The 19170-nt window shown below is 60.7% G+C and carries 19 protein-coding genes; 10 read left to right on the top strand and 9 right to left on the bottom strand.

The annotated features are described in order from the left end of the window. Positions 1-53: 53 nt before the first annotated feature. From folX to ACTJK9_RS26780, 4 genes are read right to left on the bottom strand one after another with little or no spacing between them, the layout of a single operon-like run. Entirely contained in the window at positions 54-425 is a 372-nt protein-coding gene (gene folX, locus ACTJK9_RS26795; protein WP_440817362.1) for a dihydroneopterin triphosphate 2'-epimerase, read from the bottom strand. After that, the gene (gene folE, locus ACTJK9_RS26790) at positions 426-986 is read right to left on the bottom strand and encodes a GTP cyclohydrolase I FolE (RefSeq protein ID WP_085611359.1); all 561 of its coding nucleotides are present in this window, start codon (positions 984-986) and stop codon (positions 426-428) included. A 22-nt stretch (positions 987-1008) separates the two neighbouring features. After that, positions 1009-1719, bottom strand: a complete 711-nt coding sequence (gene folM, locus ACTJK9_RS26785; protein WP_221398725.1) for a dihydromonapterin reductase — start codon at positions 1717-1719, stop codon at positions 1009-1011. 56 nt (positions 1720-1775) lie between these two features. Beyond that, a complete protein-coding gene (locus ACTJK9_RS26780) occupies positions 1776-2345 on the bottom strand; it encodes an antibiotic biosynthesis monooxygenase (protein ID WP_440817358.1) in 570 nt (189 codons plus the stop codon). A 211-nt stretch (positions 2346-2556) separates the two neighbouring features. Between ACTJK9_RS26780 and ACTJK9_RS26775 the strand changes: the two genes are divergently transcribed. After that, positions 2557-3516 carry a MerR family transcriptional regulator gene (locus ACTJK9_RS26775; protein ID WP_440817355.1) on the top strand — a complete coding sequence of 320 codons (960 nt, stop codon included), beginning with the start codon at positions 2557-2559 and terminating at the stop codon, positions 3514-3516. Positions 3517-3519: 3 nt separating this feature from the next. On the opposite strand, the gene ACTJK9_RS26770 is transcribed toward ACTJK9_RS26775, so the two are convergent. Then, on the bottom strand, positions 3520-4125 hold the full coding sequence (locus ACTJK9_RS26770) for a hypothetical protein (protein ID WP_085608095.1): 606 nt from the start codon (positions 4123-4125) through the stop codon (positions 3520-3522). A gap of 54 nt (positions 4126-4179) precedes the next feature. Then, on the bottom strand, positions 4180-4656 hold the full coding sequence (locus tag ACTJK9_RS26765) for a PAS domain-containing protein (RefSeq protein WP_221398728.1): 477 nt from the start codon (positions 4654-4656) through the stop codon (positions 4180-4182). A gap of 153 nt (positions 4657-4809) precedes the next feature. Here ACTJK9_RS26765 and ACTJK9_RS26760 point away from each other — a divergent pair, with 153 nt between their 5' ends. Next, positions 4810-5265 carry a flavodoxin gene (locus tag ACTJK9_RS26760; RefSeq protein WP_221398729.1) on the top strand — a complete coding sequence of 152 codons (456 nt, stop codon included), beginning with the start codon at positions 4810-4812 and terminating at the stop codon, positions 5263-5265. Here the strand turns inward: ACTJK9_RS26760 and ACTJK9_RS26755 are convergent. Next, positions 5255-6142: a LysR family transcriptional regulator gene (locus ACTJK9_RS26755; protein ID WP_440817350.1), complete on the bottom strand. Its 888-nt coding sequence runs from the start codon at positions 6140-6142 to the stop codon at positions 5255-5257. The genes ACTJK9_RS26760 and ACTJK9_RS26755 overlap by 11 nt on opposite strands. Positions 6143-6237: 95 nt before the next feature. Here ACTJK9_RS26755 and ACTJK9_RS26750 point away from each other — a divergent pair, with 95 nt between their 5' ends. The 5 genes from ACTJK9_RS26750 (at position 6238) to ACTJK9_RS26730 (ending at position 10180) form a co-directional block, all read left to right on the top strand. Beyond that, positions 6238-6624, top strand: a complete 387-nt coding sequence (locus ACTJK9_RS26750) for a CidA/LrgA family protein (protein WP_085611365.1) — start codon at positions 6238-6240, stop codon at positions 6622-6624. Beyond that, a complete protein-coding gene (locus tag ACTJK9_RS26745) occupies positions 6614-7300 on the top strand; it encodes an LrgB family protein (protein ID WP_007957226.1) in 687 nt (228 codons plus the stop codon). Before ACTJK9_RS26750 ends, ACTJK9_RS26745 begins: the two co-directional genes overlap by 11 nt. A 132-nt stretch (positions 7301-7432) precedes the next feature. Then, positions 7433-8215: a class II aldolase/adducin family protein gene (locus ACTJK9_RS26740; protein WP_039769359.1), complete on the top strand. Its 783-nt coding sequence runs from the start codon at positions 7433-7435 to the stop codon at positions 8213-8215. Next, positions 8215-9117: an alpha/beta fold hydrolase gene (locus tag ACTJK9_RS26735; RefSeq protein WP_085611366.1), complete on the top strand. Its 903-nt coding sequence runs from the start codon at positions 8215-8217 to the stop codon at positions 9115-9117. The genes ACTJK9_RS26740 and ACTJK9_RS26735 overlap by 1 nt, the downstream gene beginning before the upstream one ends. Positions 9118-9268: 151 nt before the next feature. After that, positions 9269-10180, top strand: coding sequence for an SDR family oxidoreductase (locus ACTJK9_RS26730; RefSeq protein WP_440817345.1), 912 nt, complete (start codon positions 9269-9271; stop codon positions 10178-10180). A 44-nt stretch (positions 10181-10224) separates the two neighbouring features. On the opposite strand, the gene ACTJK9_RS26725 is transcribed toward ACTJK9_RS26730, so the two are convergent. After that, positions 10225-10485 (bottom strand): hypothetical protein, encoded by a 261-nt coding sequence (locus ACTJK9_RS26725; RefSeq protein WP_179692609.1) that lies wholly within the window; start codon positions 10483-10485, stop codon positions 10225-10227. Then, a complete protein-coding gene (locus ACTJK9_RS26720) occupies positions 10482-12542 on the bottom strand; it encodes an S-type pyocin domain-containing protein (RefSeq protein WP_440817342.1) in 2061 nt (686 codons plus the stop codon). The genes ACTJK9_RS26725 and ACTJK9_RS26720 overlap by 4 nt, the downstream gene beginning before the upstream one ends. Before the next feature lie 719 nt (positions 12543-13261). Here ACTJK9_RS26720 and ACTJK9_RS26715 point away from each other — a divergent pair. The 3 genes from ACTJK9_RS26715 to ACTJK9_RS26705 all read left to right on the top strand — a co-directional run bounded on the left by ACTJK9_RS26715 (position 13262) and on the right by ACTJK9_RS26705 (position 19138). Beyond that, on the top strand, positions 13262-15055 hold the full coding sequence (locus ACTJK9_RS26715) for a DUF1302 domain-containing protein (protein ID WP_440817340.1): 1794 nt from the start codon (positions 13262-13264) through the stop codon (positions 15053-15055). A gap of 23 nt (positions 15056-15078) precedes the next feature. After that, positions 15079-16446, top strand: a complete 1368-nt coding sequence (locus ACTJK9_RS26710) for a DUF1329 domain-containing protein (RefSeq protein ID WP_085611371.1) — start codon at positions 15079-15081, stop codon at positions 16444-16446. A gap of 139 nt (positions 16447-16585) precedes the next feature. Continuing rightward, positions 16586-19138 (top strand): LuxR C-terminal-related transcriptional regulator, encoded by a 2553-nt coding sequence (locus ACTJK9_RS26705; protein WP_440817336.1) that lies wholly within the window; start codon positions 16586-16588, stop codon positions 19136-19138. Positions 19139-19170: the final 32 nt, after the last annotated feature.

The following is a 19170-nucleotide window of genomic DNA, read 5'->3' as shown; positions in this document are numbered from 1 at the left end:
GTCAAATCGTGGCGCGGATGATAAAAGTCTGACGCCCGGAGCGCCAGACACGTTCAGCGGCTGGCGGCGAGGGTGATCGACACCGACTCGGCAAAACGCAAGGCATGCGGTTTGTCGACTTCGACTTCCGCGTACAGCACCGATTCGTTGGCCATCACCAGATCCAGCAGCTCCTGGGTCAGGCGTTCGAGCAGCGCGAAGCGGTTGCCTTCCACGTGGGCGATGATCGTCTTGGTGATGGTGCGGTAGTTCAGCGCGTGGTCGATGTCGTTGTCACGCACCGCTTCCTGCGCGGCGTACAGGATGGTCAGGTTGATCAGCACATCCTGCTTGTTGAGGATTTCGTCCTCGTTGATCCCGATAAAGGTGCGCAGGCGCAGATCCTTGACCCGGATGCGCGCCATTCCCGGTTGAAGTTGTGGCATTTATTTGCTCCGTCCAATCAATTGCAGGAACTCCTGGCGGGTGTTGCTCGACTCGCGGAAGGCGCCGAGCATGACCGAGGTGTTCATGGTCGAATTCTGTTTCTCGACACCGCGCATCATCATGCACATGTGCCGGGCTTCGATGACCACCGCGACACCGGCGGCATCGGTGACTTGCTGGACCGCCTCGGCGATCTGGCGGGTGAGGTTTTCCTGGATCTGCAGGCGGCGGGCGAACATGTCCACCAGTCGCGCGATCTTCGACAGCCCCAGCACCTTGCCCGTCGGAATATAAGCCACATGGGCCTTGCCGATGAAGGGCAGCAGGTGATGTTCGCACAACGAATAGAGCTCGATGTCGGCGACGATGATCATCTCGTCGGTGTCGGAGGCAAACAACGCGCCATTGACGATCTCTTCAACGCTCTGTTCGTAGCCGTGACACAGATACTGCATGGCCTTGGCCGCCCGCGCCGGTGTGTCGAGCAGTCCTTCGCGGTCAGGGTTTTCACCGAGGCCGATCAGGATCTCGCGGTAATTCTCGGGCAGGGAACGGGTCATGGAGCATCCTCGCGGGGGCGTATTACTTGACGTGCCGCCCGCCGTTGACGGTCAGGGTCGTGCCGGTGACATACGGGTTGTCGAGCAGGTAACGCAGGCTCTGATAGATCACTTCGCTGCCGGGTTCGATTCCCAGCGCGGACTTGGCCAGCGCCTTGGCGCGGTACGCCGCGTCGTCGTCGGGATTGAACAATAGCAGGGCTGGCGCGATGCCGTTGACCTTGATTGACGGCGCGTAGCGCGCGGCGAAGGACAGCGTGAGACTGTCGAGCCCGGCCTTGCTGGCGCAATAGCCGATGTGTTTGCTGCTGCCCTTGCGCGTGACGTCATCGCTGATGTGGATGATGTCGGCAGGGCTCGAACGTTGCAGCAGTTCGGCGCAATGCAGGTTGATCAGGTAGGGCGCCAGCATGTGGATGTTGAACATGCGGGTGAAGGCTTCAGTTTCGCCGTCACCGGTTTCCGCCAGCCATTCCGAGGCGTTGTGGACGATGGCGCGCAGGCTGTCGGTGCGGGACTTCAGTTCGGTGATGAACGCGAGGATCGAGGCTTCGCTGGAAAAATCCGCATGCAACCCGATGGCACCAAGATCTCGAAGCACCTTCACCCCCGGCCGATCGCTGCGATAGGTGAAGATCACCCGATGGCCATCTTCCAGCAGACGCTGCGCACAATGCAGGCCGACCCGCTGGCCGGCGCCGGTGATAAGGATGGGAGCGGTGGGAGAAGTCATGTACGGCTCGCGTCGAAGTCAGAGCAAAAACTATAACAGCGACGCGAGCGACGGCTTCAGCGATTTTGTGTGGAGGGTGCGGCAGGCAGCGGGCGTGCAGACGACGGGTTGAGCCAGCCGGCCAGCAGTCGGGTTGACAGCGGAATGAAGAAGTAAACCATCAACGGGGTCAGGCACAGCGTGCTGATGAAGACTCTCGGCAACAGGCTCATTTCAGCGAGCAGCGGGCCCAGCACGAAGTTGAACAGCAGCGACACCGGGAAGAACGCCAGCCAGATCGCCACGGCCTGTTTCCAGCGCGGCGGGCGATGACCGGCAGCACCGAACCAGCCTTCGATCCCGCTGACCCGATGTTCCGTCGGGTGGGCAAACAGATCGCTGCCACGGGCCAGCCATGCGGTGCGCGAAGCCGAGTGTTCCCAGGCGTGCAGGGTCTGTTCGTCGACGAAGCGGAAAATGATCTGGAATTCATCGTCGCCGGGAGGCGGGGCCAGTACGCCGGAGCCGAGATAACCGGGGAAGTCGGTGGCCAGTTGTTCGCCTTCTCGCAACCAGGCGATCAGGTCCTGATAACGACCATTGGCGACACGACGCGCGACCATCAGCGTGACGGGGGAAGTAGACATTGTGTATCTCCGTATTGCAGGTGCGTCGCTCCGGGTAGGAGTTTCGCCTGACGCAGCGCCGGGGTAGAGGGCTGCGTTTTTTGACAAGCAAGGATTATTCCTCATTTTCGTGTCGAACCAGAGACTTTCGTCCCATTTGATTGCTTGAACCCTCATAGGGCATCAGGAGTAGAATGGATCCAACTTTGCCAACAAGGACGTGTCCGCACAAATGCCTGTGATCACAGACGTTCGCCCTGCTTTGCAGGCGCCTGTTGCGCTGGAGCGCGAGGAGTTGTTCCCGATCCGCGAAGTGGCGCGTCTGACCGGCGTGAACCCGGTCACGCTGCGCGCGTGGGAGCGCCGCTATGGTTTGATCCAGCCGACACGCACCGAAAGTGGGCATCGTCTGTATTCGATGACCGATATCGAGCGCGTTCGCAGCATCGTCGACTGGATCGATCGGGGCGTTTCGGTGAGCAAGGTCGGCAAGATCCTGGCCAAGACCGAGCCAATGAAAATGCTGGCTCACTTCATTCCCGATGATCTGGTGCAGGCGGACTACCTCCAGTGGCAGGAACAGGTCCGGCAGGCAGTCAGTTCGTTCGACGATCAGTTGCTTGATCGGGTCTACGGTCAGATTTTCTCCACCTATGCCTTGCCTGTGGTGTTTCAAGACATCCTGATGCCACTGTGGCTGCAAATGCTCCAGCGTCAGGATGCGTTCGGACAAACCAGCGAGTGGCTGTTCTTCGATGGTTTTCTGCGAGCGAAAGTGCTGCAGCGCATCGTCGCGCTGCGGGGCTCGCAACCGCGCAAGGTGATCGTCAGCGCGCTGGCCGGTCAGTGTCGCGAGCTTGAGTTGTTGGTGGCAGCGCTGTTTCTCAGCGGCAATGACGCGGGGGTTCGTGTGCTCACCACCGGTCAACCGTTCGATGAGCTGACACTGGTGTGCGAGAAGATCAAGCCCGAGGCGCTGGTGCTGTTTTCCAATCACGCCCCGGCACCCGAGCTGCCACGTCGACTGAATCGTCTGGCGCTGAGTCTTGATTGTCAGTTGATGCTGGCGGGGGATGCGGCCGATCTGGCACAGGACAGCCTGGCGGGATCATCGGTCGGCTGTCTGGGCAATGAAGGTTCGACCATGCGCCAGCGCATGAATCAGTTCCTCGCAGGGACGCTGGATACCTGAGAATCAGGTGTGCAGGGCAGGGTGGGTCAGACGATGCTGTTGCAGGATGAACTGGCGCAGGCGCTCGGTTTCGTCGGCATCGCTCTGGCTTAACTCGTAAGCATAAAAGCCGTTTTCGGTTTCCCGCTCGAACGTGCCGCGCAGGGAAATCCGCTCATAGCCCGATGGGCTGAACCACAACGCAAAGTGCTTCGGCGGTTTGGTTTTGTTGCGCACTTCCAGCAACACACCCTTGTGCGAAACCTCGTGAACCCACAACGTTCCCGGCTGGCCCTTGGCATTTTCCAGTGCCACCGGCTCTTCCAGGGTCAGGCGCCATGGGCGCACCATCGGCCCGTCTTCATAAATGCTCGGTACGCCCAGGCGCAGGTGCAGAGCGTGGAACTCGTCTTCCACCAGATGCAGCGGGAAAGTCATCTGCTGATTTTCGAAGTTGGCCTGGATGGTGACTTGCTCATGGGCCGCCAGACGCGTGAGCAAATCACGGATCTGTGAACCACCATTGACCAGCAGGCTCGACGTCGCATCCCGCACATTGAGTTGCGGGTTGTGTTGCATGGTCTGGATGAAATCCAGCTCATCCTGGGTCAGGAGGGCGTCACGCTGCATGGCTAACTCGAAATGAATAATTACAAAGTCTTTGGTGATTGTAGTTAATGACAATTAGTTCGCTGTTTTGTTTGCGCCGTTCGTCGCTTTCAAGGCAGCAATTTCTGCTTCCAGTGCCGCAACCTGGGCTTCCAGTTGCGCCACCCGCTGCTGCGCCTTGACCTGAACCGTAACGTCCTTTTGCACCCCTACGAAGTAGGTCTGCCCGTCGTCGGCATTTTTTACCGTCGAAAGAGACAGTTCGTTCCAGAAGGGCGTGCCGTCCTTGCGATAGTTGCGCAGGATTTCCCGGCATGAACCACCGTTTTTCAAAACATCGCGAATCAGTTCCAGACTGGCCTGGTCGCGATCCCCGGCCTGCAGAAAACGGCAGTCCTGATAGAGAATTTCTTCGCTGGTGTAGCCGGTCAGTTTTTCGAAAGCCGGATTCACGTAGATCAGGATGTTGTCCTGATCGCCTTCTTTTTCTGCTACCACGATCCCGTCGTTCGACGCGTTGATCACCATTTTCAGCAGGCTGGCATTGATCATCTTTGAGTCCTTTCAAGGTTGTCAGTGGCTGGCATTCTAAAAGATCGTCCAGCGCTGTCTACTGGCCACCAGCCCTTATCGAGAGCCAATCGCAACAGGGCGCCGCTGGCTGTTACTATCGCCGCTCTTTTTTTCAGTTTCAGGATCAGATTGATGAAAGTCGCCATCCTCTCCGGCTCGGTGTACGGCACGGCCGAAGAAGTCGCTCGCCACGCTCAGAGCCTGTTGAACGCCGCCGGTTTTGAAACCTTCTACAACTCGCGCGCCAGCCTCGCCGATCTCCAGGCGTTTGGCCCTGAAGCCTTGCTGGGCGTGACCTCGACCACCGGCATGGGCGAGCTGCCGGACAACCTGCAACCTTTGTATTCGGCCATTCGCGATCAACTGCCGGCAGCCTGGCGTGGTTTGCCCGGCGGGGTGATCGCACTGGGTGACGCCAGCTACGGCGACACCTTCTGCGGCGGCGGCGAGCAACTGCGCGAATTGTTCGGCGAGTTGGGCGTGCGCGAAGTGCAGGACATGCTGCGCATCGACGCCAGCGAAAGCGTTACCCCGGAAACCGACGCCGAGCCTTGGCTGGAACAGTTGATCGCCATCCTCAAGGGTTGATCCCGCGCTCACGCAACAGCGCCAGCCAGGCCTGTGCAGCCTTCGACAGATAGGCGCCCCGGCGCCAGATGAAGGCGATGTCCCAGCGCAAGTAGTCTGGCGCATTCAGGGTCAGGCGCACCACGCCTGGCCGCACCAGACCGCGCGCCACCACGCTGGGCAGCAGCACCACGCCTTGTCCGGCGGCGACCAGCGCCGCGAGAAAATCCGCCTGCCCACTGCGTCCGCCTTCCTTCGGGGTAAAACCCATCTGCTGGCACGCCTGAAGCAAACGATCATTGAGCACAAAACTGCGCTGATACAACAGGAACGGCGTATCGGCCAGTTCTTCCAGACCAATTTCACCTCTCGCCGCCAGTGGGTGATCCACCGGTAACAGCGCATCCAGCGGTTCATCGCAGAATGGCTGAAAGTCGAATTGCGGATCCTTCGGCAGCAGACTGCCACCCAACTCCAGCTCCCCGCTGAGCACCGCCTGTTCGATATTGCGACTGCCACCCTCAAGCAACTGAACGCTGATGTTCGGATAGCGCCGTCGGTATTCGGCAAACAGCCCGGCAAACAATGCATCGCTGCCTAGCAATGGCAGTCCGAGACGTAACTCGCCGCGTGCCAATTGGCTGAGGTCATCCAGTTCGCTGAGCAATTCATTGCGCAACCGCAGCATGCCTTCGGCCCGATGCAGCACCACGCTGCCGGCGGCGGTCAGGCGTATCTGCGAGCCCAACCGTTCGAGCAACGGGGTGCCGAGGCTCTGTTCGAGCTGGGCGATCTGCTTGCTCACGGCGGACTGACTGATGTGCAGGGTTTTTGCAGCTTGGGTGAAACCGCCCTGATGCATGACTTCGACGAAACTTCTGAGTTGTTTGAATTCCATGGCGTGATTCCAGATTGGAATGGCTTTGAGTCTAACAATTCGCTTCGGAGATGGCAGCCGGGTTCGTAAGATAGCCACCTGAAAGGAGCCCATCGATGAAAGCCTCGACCCTCAAATACCTCTCTCGCCTGCTGGCCGAACTGGCCGTGCTGCTCGCTCTTTACCTGCTCGGCTGCCAGATCGCAGCGTGGCTGGCCTGGCCGATTCCCGGCGGCGTGGTCGGCATGGCGCTGTTGCTGCTGGGTTTTGCGTTCGGCTGGGTCAAACCGGCGGCGCTGCAAATGGGCGCAGGCTTGTTGATGGCCGAGATGCTGCTGTTCTTCATTCCGGCGCTGATGAGCCTGCTGGATTACGGCGCGTTGCTGCGCGACGACGGCTGGCGGATCTTGTTGGTGATCGCAGCCAGTACGCTGATGGTGATGCTGGTGACCGCGTTCACCGTGGAGCTGGCCGTGCGCCTGAGGCGGTCCCATGAAGCTTGAGCTGATGCCGATGTTTTGGCTGGCGTTCACCTTGCTGGCCTATTTGTTCAGTCGCTGGCTGTATCGGCGGACCGGACGTTACGTGCTGTCGCCACTGATTCTGGTTCCCGCGTTGCTGCTCGCGCTTGCCGTGCCGTTGCACACCGCTTACGCCGAGTATTCGAGCAACACCCATTGGCTGATGCTGGTACTCGGGCCGGTCACCGTGGCGTTTGCGGTGCCGATCTGGCAACAGCGGCGATTGCTGGTGCGGCATTGGTCGGCGTTGCTGCTGGGCATGCTGGCCGGCAGTGCGGCATCGATTGCCACGTCGTTCGGCCTCGCGAAAGCGCTGGCGCTGGACAGTTCGGTGACGCTGTCGCTGGTGCCGCGCTCGATCACCACACCGTTCGCCATGCCGCTGGCGCAGGACCTCGGTGGCGTGCCTGAGCTGACAGCGGTGTTCGTGATGTTCACCGGGGTGTTCGGCGCGATGCTCGGCGGTGTGTTGCTCAAGTGGCTGCCGTTGCGCAGCGCCCTGGCGCGCGGTGCATTGTTCGGCGTGGGTGCTCATGGTGCGGGCGTCAGCCGCGCCCATGAAGTGGGCGGCGAAGAGGGCTCGGTCGCGGGGCTGGTGATGGTGCTCACCGGGTTGCTCAATCTGTTCGCCGCGCCTTTGTTGGCGTCGTTGCTTTGACATGGATCCAAGCAGATTGCGTCGCTGACTCGTTCAGTCATCAAGCTGGCTGCCAATGCAACTACGCGACCGTCCGAGGCTGACTAGACTGCTGACACACGCAAAAACAATAAGAACGCAGAGGTGCATACAGTGAGCGTAGCCCCCGTCCCTTCGTCCGTGAACGTCAAAGATCAGGTCAGTGCCGCGGAATGGCAGACCCGGGTCGATCTGGCCGCCTGTTATCGTCTGGTCGCCCTGCATGGCTGGGACGATCTGATCTTCACTCACATTTCCGCCAAGGTGCCCGGCACCGAAGATTTCCTGATCAACCCGTTCGGCCTGATGTTCCATGAGATCACCGCGTCCAGTCTGGTGAAGGTCGACCAGGCCGGCAACAAGCTCATGGACAGCCCCTACGAAATCAATCCCGCCGGCTACACCATCCACAGTGCCGTGCACGAAGTGCGGCACGACGTGGCCTGCGTGCTGCACACCCACACCGCTTCCGGTGTTGCGGTATCGGCGCAGAAGCAGGGCGTGTTGCCGATCAGCCAGCAATCGCTGTTCGTGCTGTCGAGCCTGGCCTTTCACGCCTACGAAGGTGTGGCGCTCAACCATGAAGAGAAAGCGCGGTTGCAGGCGGATCTGGGCGACAACAATTTCCTGATGCTGCACAACCACGGTCTGCTGACCTGTGGCGGCACCATCGCCGACACGTTCCTGATGATGTTCACCTTCCAGCGCGCCTGCGACATCCAGGTCATGGCGCAGACCGGCGGTGCCGAACTGATCGCCATCGAACCGCAGATTCTGGCAGGCGCCAAGGCAATGATTGCCGGCGTCACCAAAAGTGCCCAAGGCATGGGGGGCGCGCTGGCCTGGCCGGCGCTGCTGCGCAAACTCGATAAACAAGACCCGGGGTATAGACTCTAATGCCTCTCGCCGAGATCCCTCTGAGTGTCTGGCGCAAACGCGGCCAGACGTTTGTCTTCCGTGGTCAGCCGATCCGCTACTGGACAGCCGGGCAGGGCGAACCGCTGCTGTTGATCCATGGCTTTCCGACGGCCAGTTGGGACTGGCATTACCTGTGGCAGCCGCTGTCCCAGCGCTACCGGGTGATTGCCTGCGACATGCTCGGCTTCGGCGACTCGGCAAAGCCGCTGAATCACATTTACAGCCTGCTGGAGCAGGCCGATCTGCAACAGGCCTTGCTGGCGCATCTGTCGGTCGAACAACCGGTGCACATTCTGGCCCACGACTACGGCGACAGTGTTGCTCAGGAGTTGCTGGCCCGGCATTACGAAGATCTGATCGAGGTCGCCAGTTGCGTGTTTCTCAACGGTGGTCTGTTCCCGGAAACCCATCGACCGCTGCTGGCGCAAAAACTGCTGCTCAGCCCATTGGGCTGGATGATCGGCCGGGCCTTCACCCGTGATGCGCTGGTCAAGAGCTTCCAGCAGATTTTCGGCCCGGACACCCGGCCCAGCGAAAGCGAAATGGATGATTTCTGGAGCCTGATCGAATGCAATCGCGGGCAACGCGTCATGCACAAGCTGATTCACTACATTCCCGAGCGCCGGGTTCAGCGTGATCGCTGGGTCGCGGCGATGCAGCGCGGCGAGGTGCCGCTGCGGGTGATCGATGGCGAAGTCGATCCGATTTCCGGGGCGCACATGGTCGAGCGTTATCGCGAGCTGATCCCCGACGCCGACACCGTGCTGTTGCCAGGCATCGGCCATTACCCGCAAAGCGAAGCGCCAGTGCAGGTGCTCAAGCACTACCTCGAATTTCGCGATCACTTCGTGTTGCCGCCGCGCAAGGTGGCGTGCTCCTGACTTAGTGCCCGAGGCGCCTGACGCCTCGGCACGTTTCATCATCCCCCAGCCTTATCGCGCACCATTCAGCCTCAGCCGTGTTCGTTGTGACCGCACGCCCTGTGCCTGACACTCAGGGACACTGTCCCTCAGGTCTGCTGGAGTTGCCCCGATGAATGATTCTGTGCGTTTCGAAGATAAAGTCGTGATCGTCACCGGTGCCGGTGGTGGCCTGGGACGCGCTCACGCTTTGCTGTTCGCCAAACAGGGCGCCAAAGTGCTGGTCAACGACCTCGGCGGCTCGACCCAGGGTGAAGGCGCCAACGCTTCAGCCGCCGATCGTGTGGTGGCGGAAATCCGCGAGGCCGGCGGCATCGCCGAAGCCAACCATGACTCGGTCACCGACGGCGACAAACTGGTGCAGAACGCGCTCGATGTGTTCGGCCGAGTCGATGTGGTGGTCAACAACGCCGGGATCCTGCGCGACAAGACCTTCCACAAAATGGAAGACGCCGACTGGGATCTGGTCTACCGCGTCCACGTCGAAGGCGCCTACAAGGTGACTCGCGCCGCGTGGCCGCACATGCGTGAACAAAGCTATGGCCGGGTGATTTTCACCGCATCGACCTCGGGCATTTACGGCAACTTCGGCCAGTCCAACTACGGCATGGCCAAACTCGGTCTCTACGGCCTGACCCGCACCCTGGCTATCGAAGGTCGCAAGAACAACATCCTGGTCAACGCCATTGCCCCCACCGGCGGTACGCGCATGACCGAAGGCCTGATCCCGCCGCAAGTGTTCGAACAACTCAAACCGGAACTGGTCAGCCCGTTGGTTGTGTACCTGGCCAGCGAGCAGTGCCAGGAAACCTCGGGCCTGTTCGAAGTCGGTGGCGGCTGGATGGGCAAGGTGCGCTGGGAGCGCAGCCTGGGTGCCGGGTTCGATCCTCGTGTCGGGTTTTCCCCGGAAGACGTTGCGGCGCACTGGCAGCAGATCTGTGATTTCGAAGGCGCGGCGCATCCGAAGGACAACATCGAGGCGCTGAAGGAGATGATGGGGAATTTGCAGAAGTATTCGTTGTAACCCGAAGTGGCCACCAGGTGAGAGCCTGGTGGCCGATTTGCCGATCAGGTGTATCTGTTTTCGATCATGAATTTTGGAGGGGACCAGTTCGGGCCTTTGATCGCCAGACCACTCTCATCAATAGCCAGTACACCGGCGGCGAAGAGTCGAGAGTAAGCGTTTTCCAACGCACCGTACCCTTTGAGAATCTCCGGGTTGTAACGCCTGATCATCATGTCCAGAAGCGGATTTGGCCTGGTCAATGCGAACACAGTAACGATGTCATCCAGCGATTCGTTTTTGACAATCTGTTCAACCACGCTCATTTCCACATCTCCTTTAACAGCCGCTGGTAATCGCGCTCATCCTGTTCTGCGTCTGCGGCCAGTGCTTCCGGTGTGTAAAGCAGTGAAGCATCATCCGCCAGTTGAAAGTCTTCCAATGTTGCCGTGTGCACATTGTTCCACACCGGTGACTCCGGATCAGGTCGCTCGGTATCGCCGTAGCCCAAGGCTCTGAATCTTTCGAACTCTCTCAGCTCATGAGTGTAGAAGCGCTTGTCTGTATCCGTTGCTTCAAGTTCGCCACGAACAATTCTCTCCAGGCGATCAAGCATTACTTTATTGGCGGCTGATGCCGAGAACCTGGAAATATGCAGTTTCACGATAATTTCCCCTTCTGATGTAGCCGTCGCTGTCGCCCAACCCAGTTCCTGAATCGGGCCACCCGTTTCATTCGGGTTGAATGCTCGGCCGCTGTGTTCGCCGTCTTCACTCCCTCCCTCATACGGACTGCTGATCACCACATACAGCGGCGCAACCCCCGAGTCCTCCGGAAAGATAATGACGAAGCGCTCCCATTCCTCCTCCAGGCTCGGGTGGAGGTCGAGCCTTCCCTCGATCGGCATGATCGGCGCGCCGCTGTATGTCTGCGGATCGGTATCGGCACTCGGGAGCAGCGTGGAGCTGTCGCCCGGGCTGATGACCGGGGTCCAGGTCAGAATGTCGTTGGGCAAATCGGGCAGGACGGTCTCGTAAACCCCGTTGAGCGAATCGAAGGTCGCACGCAGCACCGGAACATCGCTGCGTACCTGAAAGTCGTCAGCGCTGACCACGAAGACTTCGGCGCCGGCGCCCATCCTTCTTGTCCCCAGTCCGACCGGTATCTGCAATGTGCCCTGGCGCTGCGCGATCTCGCGTAATGCCTGCGGCATGGCAGAAGACAACTCGACCAGCGGCACGCTGACGCTGAAACGCTCACCGTTGCCCAGACGTGAAGGCGCCAGCAAAGCCGCGAACCCGACCGCAACCGGTGCCAGCAGCGAGGCGCCCAAGGCGTTGATGCCGACGACCGCCGAGCGCAGGACCGTGAGGATCGCTGTGGCTGTTGACGGGTTCAGGCGCGCTGCGTTCGAGGCGAATGCGATCACCGGCCCGGCGCTGGCCGCCGCGGCAGACGCTGGATAAACCCGCTGGCCTGCATCCGCTCGTGCCTGGTCACGGGCCTGGCGTGCAGCCTCTGTCTGGCGCTGCAGATCGGCAAGGGCCTTCAGGCGCGCCTGTTCAACCGCAAGCTGGCGTGCAGCGGCTTCGGCGGCAATCCGCGCCTGTTCCGCAGCCTTGCGTTGCGCCTCGGCCAGCGCCGCCAACCGCGCTTGCTCGCGGGCCTGGACTTCTTGCTGTTCCTGTTGGCGCCGCGCCGTCTCCGCCAAGGCTTTCTGGCGTTGCTGTTCTGCGGCGATCCGCGCCTGTTCGGCGGCGCGGCGTGCGGTTTCTGCGGCCTGGGCCTGCGCGGCGTCATTGGCCTGTACCGCCGCCAGCCAGTTGTGCACGTTGACGTGTTGTTGATGCAGCGTCGCCAGCGTCTGGGTCAGCAATCTGACTTCCATTGCCGCGCGATAGGATTGCTTCCACAGGTTCATCCCCGGTCCGTTGGGACTCAGCACCTTGTCCACGGCGTAGGCCCGGGACAGGAACTGGTAGACCGTCTTGTCGGTGGGATCGCTGCCGTAGAAACCATGGGACAGTTGGGTCTGCTGTTGCAGTTGCATGTTCTTGCGCTGGATCAGCCGGTTGCGCACGCCCAGCTCTCGGCTGATCGCGGCAGCGGGCGGCAGCGGCTGGGTCGACTCTTCCAGGCGGGTCGCGGCCAGATCGACTTCAATGGCTTGCGGGATTTGTGCAGCCTTCGCCTGGTATTCCTGAGTCAGCGGGGTAATGAAGTTCTGCAACACCTGCTGATAACGGGCAGGGCTGCGCGGCGTGCCGAACGGACCGTTATAACGATTGTGATCAACAGTGGAAATGCCGGGGTTGAAATGCGGCGGTGCTTCAGCGGTTGTCCACACAGGCTCCGTCAATTCAAATGGAGGTGGTCTTTGCATATTCATATCCTTTTGAATGTGCATTGGTTTTTCAGCACATAAACATCCGAATCATTAATGGGTCTTTGCCTAATAAAGTTACAGGAGAGTTTGTGCGGAGGTGTCCGAGAAGGGTGTAGCTTATAACTTGCGTTTAAGTATGAGTTTTCGTTGCTTATACAAAGACTCAGGAAACTTCTTACGTATTAAAAGAAGTTTCCTGCGCTGAAAGGGGAAAGGCACTTCAAAACAGCGCGAGCACCACTCGATCATTTATCGGGGGGCAAAAAGCGCCCATAAAAAAGGCCGCTGCAAACGCAGCGGCCAAGGTAAGACGTTGGATCAAGGAGCTACAAATCAACGTCAGTGAACACCGGGGCGATGGATCGAAAAACGCTTCGCGCCATCAGAAATCGGTTGCCGACGACTCGGTCGCGGACTTCGTGCTTTCTCGCGGTCTGCGGTGAAAGCCCGCACAGAATAAGGGCTGGCGCGTCAGGGAAAAATAGCGATTCCGGACATGCACTGTTACGGGGCATGTAACAGTGGCGCGCACTGGCCTGGTCATTATCCGTTGTGTTGATAGTGGTTCATCCAGCCTGTTCATGGCGGGCGCAAAGCCTTGCCGCAGGCGGGGATTCATCCTTTCGAGCGACAGCGCGAATACCTCCTTGGTGCGCTTATCCTCGCCGTGGCGCGGCAGTAGGGTGGGGCCTTCTGTCACTCACCGGGGAAGACGCATGACAAAAACAACAATGCGCGCCATCTTCACGCCGCAAGCGCTCGCCGCTGCGGTGGCCTTGGGTTGCTGTGCCCAGGCGCACGCGGTCGCTTTCAATATCGGGGAAATCGAAGGCACGTTCGACTCGTCGCTGTCGGTCGGGGCGAGCTGGGGCATGCGCGATGCCGACAAGTCGCTGGTGGGTACGGTCAACGGCGGCACGGGCCAGTCTTCCACCGGTGATGACGGGCGGTTGAACTTCAAGAAGGGCGAGACCTTTTCCAAGATTTTCAAAGGCATCCACGACCTCGAACTGAAATACGGCGACACCGGTGTGTTCGTGCGCGGCAAGTACTGGTACGACTTCGAACTCAAGGACGAAGACCGCGAGTTCAAACAGATCAGCGACAAGGGCCGCAAGGAGGGCGCGAAGTCGTCGGGCGCGCAGATTCTCGATGCGTTCGTCTATCACAACTATTCCATCGCTGATCTGCCGGGCACCGTGCGCGCCGGCAAACAGGTGGTGAGCTGGGGCGAAAGCACCTTCATCGGCAACTCGATCAACAGCATCAACCCGATCGACGTCTCGGCGTTCCGGCGGCCGGGTGCGGAGATCAAGGAGGGGCTGATTCCGGTGAACATGCTGTTCGCCTCTCAGGGGCTCACCGACCAACTGACGGTCGAGGGCTTCTATCAACTGGAATGGGATCAGACCGTCCTCGACAACTGCGGGACCTTTTTCGGGGTCGACGTGGCGGCGGACGGCTGCAACAACGGCTACACCGTCGGCAGCCCGGCGATCGCCCCGTTGGCGCCGCTGGCGGCAGCCTTCGGCCAGCCGATCCAGGTGACCCGCGAAGGTGTGATCGTGCCCCGTGGCGGTGATCGCGATGCGCGGGATTCCGGGCAGTGGGGTACGGCGCTGCGCTGGCTCGGCGACGACACCGAGTACGGCCTTTACTTCATGAACTACCACAGCCGCACGCCGACCGTCGGCACCAGTACCGCCGGTCTGTCGACCCTCGCGGCGCTGCCGGGCATGGTCGGGATCGCCAATCGGCTGGCCCCCGGCAGCGGTTCGGGACTGGCGCAAAGCGTGATGCTCGGGCGCGGCCAGTACTACCTCGAATACCCGGAAGACATTCGCCTGTACGGCGCGAGTTTCTCCACCACGTTGCCGACCGGCACCGCCTGGACCGGCGAGATCAGCTATCGCCCTAATGCGCCGGTGCAGGTCAACACCAACGACCTGACCCTGGCGCTGGTCAATCCGATTGCCGGCGGTACGGCGTCGCCGCTGGTTACCTCGCCGGGGGCCGACAACAAGGGCTACCGACGCAAGGAAGTGACGCAGATCCAGAGCACGCTGACGCACTTTTTCGATCAGGTCTGGGGCGCTGAGCGCCTGACCCTGGTGGGCGAGGCCGCCGTGGTGCGGGTCGGCGGACTGGAGTCGCGCAGCAAGCTGCGTTACGGCCGCGACTCGGTGTACGGCCAGTACGGTTTCGGCGGCGACACCGACGGTTTCGTCACCTCCACCTCCTGGGGCTATCGCGCCCGGGCGATCCTCGACTACGCCAACGTGATCGGCGGGATCAACCTCAAGCCCAACCTGTCCTGGTCCCACGACGTCGCCGGTTATGGCCCCAACGGTCTGTTCAACGAAGGCGCCAAGGCTGTCAGCGTCGGAGTCGATGCCGACTATCGCAACACCTATACCGCGAGCCTCAGTTACACCGACTTTTTCGGCGGTGACTACAACACCCTCGAAGACCGTGACTTCGTGGCCCTGAGCTTCGGTGTGAACTTCTGATCTGCCCGAGAAGGATGAATGCAATGCGCAAGATGATTCTGCAATGCGGTGTCCTGGCCCTGAGCCTGCTGGCCGCCAACGTGATCGCGGCGGTGTCGCCGGACGAAGCCAACAAGCTCGGCACCAGCCTGACGCCGCTGGGCGCCGAAAAGGCCGGCAACGCCGACGGCTCGATTCCGGCCTGGACCGGCGGTATCCCGAAAAACGCCGGGGCAGTCGACAGCAAGGGCTTTCTGGCTGACCCGTTCGCCAGCGAAAAACCGCTGTTCACCATCACCGCCGCCAACGTCGACAAGTACAAGGACAAGCTGTCCGACGGTCAGGTGGCGATGTTTAAACGCTACCCCGAAACCTACAGAATCCCGGTCTACCCGACCCATCGCACCGTGGCCGCACCGCCGGAAATCTACGAGTCGGCCAAACGCAGCGCACTCAACGTCACCAGCATCAACGACGGCAACGGCCTGGCCAATTTCACCGGTAACCGCTACTACGCGTTCCCCATTCCCAAAAATGGCGTCGAGGTGTTGTGGAACCACATCACCCGTTATCACGGCGGCAACCTGCGGCGGATCATCACGCAGGTGACGCCGCAGACCAATGGCAGTTACACGCCGATCCGCTTCGAAGAAGAGATCGCCGTGCCGCAATTGATGAAGGATCTCGATCCGGAAAAAGCCGCCAACGTGCTGACCTTCTTCAAGCAGTCGGTGACGGCTCCGGCGCGTCTGGCCGGTAACGTGCTGCTGGTGCACGAGACCCTCGATCAGGTGAAGGAACCGCGTCTGGCGTGGATCTACAACGCCGGTCAGCGTCGGGTCCGTCGTGCACCGCAAGTCGCCTATGACGGGCCGGGCACCGCCGCCGACGGCCTGCGCACCTCGGACAACTTCGACATGTTCTCCGGCGCACCGGACCGCTACGACTGGAAACTGATCGGCAAGAAGGAAATGTACATTCCGTACAACAGCTACAAGCTCGATTCGCCGAGCCTCAAGTACGACGACATCGTCAAGGCCGGGCACATCAACCAGGACCTGACGCGTTATGAGCTGCATCGGGTGTGGGAAGTGGTCGGCACGGTGAAACCGAACGAGCGGCACATCTACGCCAAGCGCCACATGTACATCGACGAGGACAGTTGGCAAGTGGCGCTGGCCGATCACTACGACGGTCGCGGGCAGTTGTGGCGAGTGGCTGAAGGACACGCGCAGTACTACTACGATCACCAGGCCCAGGCCTATACCCTCGAAGCGCTCTACGACATCATCGCCGGCCGCTACATTGCCCTGGGGATGAAGAACGAAGAGAAGCACAGCTTCGAATTCGGCTTCGAAGCCAAGGCTGCCGACTATACCCCGTCGGCCTTGCGCGCCGAGGGCGTACGGTAAGGGTTTCGATACATTGGCAAGGCAAAAGGCGACCGCACGGTCGCCTTTTTTATGGGCGCCAATCAGCGTACTGAATACTCGTCAACAAGCAGCAGGGAGAGGACTAGGGTGAGCGCACAACGATAAAAAGGCGTACCCGATGACCGCCATGACCCACGCTCCGGATCGAGCGGATTTTCTCCCGAGACTGTCTTCCCATCACCTTGCGCGGCCTCGCCTTTGCGCGGCTCTGCTCGAGTCCGCGGCGCGGGTCAAACTGATCTGCGCGCCAGCCGGCAGCGGCAAGACCGCGCTGCTCACCGAATGCCTGCTGCAGGCGCCGGTCAATTGCACCGTGTGCTGGTTGCCGCTGGCAGGTGTGTCCCTTGGCACTGGCGAGTTTTGCGAGCGGATTGCACACGCTATGGGGCTGGCCGCATCGGACGAGGCGTCACTGCTGCATGAACTGTCGCGACGGACTTCGTCGACCTGGGTGTTGCTCGACGATTACTGCCGATACCCGGAGCCTGCGCTGGATGCATTTCTCGACCGAATGCTGGCGGTCAGCAGCCCGGCCCTGACGTGGTGGATCGGTACTCGGCGGCGTCCGCCCTGCAACTGGCCGCGCCTGTTGCTCGATGATGCGTTGTACGAATGTGAAGCCGCGGCGTTGGCGCTGACCCGTGACGAGATCGCACAGGTGTTGCGCCACTTGTCCCCGGCCCAGGCCGATAGCGTGGCCGGACGCATCTTTCGGCGCAGCGGCGGTTGGTGCGCCGGGGTGCGGATGTTGTTGATGCAAAAATGCGACTGGTCGCAAAAGACCTTGCCGCAGCAACGCATGGACACCTTGCTGGACTACCTGCAACACGAACTGTTCAGCGGTCTGAGTCCGGAACTGGCCGAGGCCTGGAGAGTGCTGGCGCATTTGCCGCGGTTCAATGCCAGCCTGTGCGACCACTTGTTCGGCGCCGGCGAAGGGGCGCAATGGATGCGCGATCTGCAAACGCTGGGATGCTTTATCGAACCCTGGCGGGCCTCGTCTGAATGGTTGCAAGTCTGTTCCCCGCTGTCGCGCCTGATGCGCAGCGAGCCGTGGCCTGCCGGGCGTTCCTGGCATCGCCGGGCGTGTCAGTGGTTCACCGCCGGACGCCATTGGAAATGCGCCTTTGAACAGGCGCTGCTGGCTGAAGAGTACGAAGTCGCGGTGAGCCTGTTGCAGCACTTCAGTTTCGAGCAACTGTTCGAGGAGCAGACGGTCGTGCTGTTGTTGCGTCTTTACGAGCAACGCGGCGAGGAACTGTTAGTGGGGTCTGCGCAACTGGTCGGGTTGATCACGGCGGCGCTGCTGTTCGCCGGGCGTTTCGAACAGGCCGGTGAGTGCATCGCGCAACTGTCCCGCTTCCTGCCGCCACGCTCGGCGGATGAGCAGCGCCAGTTGATCGCCCGATGGCAGGCCCAGCAAGGGTGGTTGTTGCACTTGCAAGGATGGATGGATGCGGCACGCGAGCATTTTGAGCAAGCGTTGCAGGATCTGGCTCCGGACGCCTGGACCGTGCGGCTTCTGTGTCTGTCGGGGCGCACACAACAGGCGCTGTTGCTCGGTGAGCTGGAACTGGCCCACTCGATCAATCGCGAGGCGCTGTGCCTGGCCCGTGCACACAATTCACTGTTGTTCGAAGGCTTGCTGGAACTCGACCACGCCCAACTGCTGGAACAGCGCGGTGCACCGGCCCGCGCCGAAGCGGTGCTGGCCGGTTTCTTTGAGATGCTGGATCCGTCAGCCGAACGGCCGACGCCGTTGCTCGGCCGGATCGCTCTGCGCCGTGGGCGGCTGGCGCTGAGCATGGGGCAGCAGGCGCAGGCTGCCGGTTTCTTTCAGCAAGGGCTCGACGATTGTCTGCGCAGTTTTGATAAACGTGTGCTCTTTGGCTTTCTCGGACAGGCACAGCTGGCTGCCGATCAAGGTGATTTCCCACAGGCATTCATGCGTTTGCGCGATGCCGAACGGTTGATGCAGCAGCGACAGATTCCGGACACGGTTTATCGCGGGGCCTTGCTGCAGGCCAGCAGCGAATTCTGGCTACAACAAGGGCGGCCGGAACTGGCTCGCGAGGCATTGAGTCGCGTGCTCAGGCACTTTCGTGGACCGCGTGCGCGACAGGCGCCACCGGCGACACTGGAGCTGATTCCACGCATCGAGTGTTTGCTGGTTTTGGCCGAAGTCCGCTTGGGGCACGCCCAACAGCCGCTGGTCCGGCTGCTTGCACTGCTGGAGTCGGCGCAGGCACGCGGGATGGTCAGGCTGGAGGCCGAGTTGCTGATGACGCTGAGCGAGGCGGCGCTGATCCTTGCAGAGCCGGATCAGGCCAGGAAGTTCTTCGAACAGGGCATTCAGATCATTCAACGCTGCAACCTGCAGCAACTGCTGACCGGGCTATATGGCCGGTGCGCGGAGATTCCCTTGCACTGGCGCGTCGCAGGAACGGCGGAGCAGGCGGACGAACAATGCATGTCGCTCAATCCACTCAGCCAGCGAGAACTCAAAGTCCTGGAGCTGATTGCCTTTGGCGATTCCAATCAACAGATAGCCGAGAAGTTGTTCATCTCATTGCATACAGTAAAAACGCATGTTCGACGTATACATGGAAAGTTGGGCGTCGAGCGCCGAACTCAGGCGGTTGCAAAGGCAAAGTTGCTGAATTTATGTTGAGCTGTTTGATTCTGGATATTGCGTTTTGTATA

Origin of the sequence: Pseudomonas sp. 22082 (assembly GCF_052046055.1) — a bacterium.
GTDB lineage: Bacteria > Pseudomonadota > Gammaproteobacteria > Pseudomonadales > Pseudomonadaceae > Aquipseudomonas > Aquipseudomonas pharyngis.
Note: the sequence above shows the minus strand (reverse complement) of the source record. Positions and strands in the feature narration are given on the sequence as shown.

Coding starts and splice junctions, on each gene's coding strand:
- folX (WP_440817362.1), bottom strand. CDS start 425: ATGCCACAACTTCAACCGGGAATGGCGCGCATCCGGGTCAAGGATCTG.
- ACTJK9_RS26760 (WP_221398729.1), top strand. CDS start 4,810: ATGAAAGTCGCCATCCTCTCCGGCTCGGTGTACGGCACGGCCGAAGAA.
- ACTJK9_RS26710 (WP_085611371.1), top strand. CDS start 15,079: ATGCGCAAGATGATTCTGCAATGCGGTGTCCTGGCCCTGAGCCTGCTG.
- ACTJK9_RS26705 (WP_440817336.1), top strand. CDS start 16,586: ATGACCGCCATGACCCACGCTCCGGATCGAGCGGATTTTCTCCCGAGA.
- ACTJK9_RS26725 (WP_179692609.1), bottom strand. CDS start 10,485: ATGAGCGTGGTTGAACAGATTGTCAAAAACGAATCGCTGGATGACATC.
- ACTJK9_RS26730 (WP_440817345.1), top strand. CDS start 9,269: ATGAATGATTCTGTGCGTTTCGAAGATAAAGTCGTGATCGTCACCGGT.
- ACTJK9_RS26765 (WP_221398728.1), bottom strand. CDS start 4,656: ATGATCAATGCCAGCCTGCTGAAAATGGTGATCAACGCGTCGAACGAC.
- ACTJK9_RS26780 (WP_440817358.1), bottom strand. CDS start 2,345: ATGTCTACTTCCCCCGTCACGCTGATGGTCGCGCGTCGTGTCGCCAAT.
- folM (WP_221398725.1), bottom strand. CDS start 1,719: ATGACTTCTCCCACCGCTCCCATCCTTATCACCGGCGCCGGCCAGCGG.
- ACTJK9_RS26750 (WP_085611365.1), top strand. CDS start 6,238: ATGAAAGCCTCGACCCTCAAATACCTCTCTCGCCTGCTGGCCGAACTG.
- ACTJK9_RS26735 (WP_085611366.1), top strand. CDS start 8,215: ATGCCTCTCGCCGAGATCCCTCTGAGTGTCTGGCGCAAACGCGGCCAG.
- ACTJK9_RS26770 (WP_085608095.1), bottom strand. CDS start 4,125: ATGCAGCGTGACGCCCTCCTGACCCAGGATGAGCTGGATTTCATCCAG.
- folE (WP_085611359.1), bottom strand. CDS start 986: ATGACCCGTTCCCTGCCCGAGAATTACCGCGAGATCCTGATCGGCCTC.
- ACTJK9_RS26755 (WP_440817350.1), bottom strand. CDS start 6,142: ATGGAATTCAAACAACTCAGAAGTTTCGTCGAAGTCATGCATCAGGGC.
- ACTJK9_RS26720 (WP_440817342.1), bottom strand. CDS start 12,542: ATGCAAAGACCACCTCCATTTGAATTGACGGAGCCTGTGTGGACAACC.
- ACTJK9_RS26715 (WP_440817340.1), top strand. CDS start 13,262: ATGACAAAAACAACAATGCGCGCCATCTTCACGCCGCAAGCGCTCGCC.
- ACTJK9_RS26775 (WP_440817355.1), top strand. CDS start 2,557: ATGCCTGTGATCACAGACGTTCGCCCTGCTTTGCAGGCGCCTGTTGCG.
- ACTJK9_RS26745 (WP_007957226.1), top strand. CDS start 6,614: ATGAAGCTTGAGCTGATGCCGATGTTTTGGCTGGCGTTCACCTTGCTG.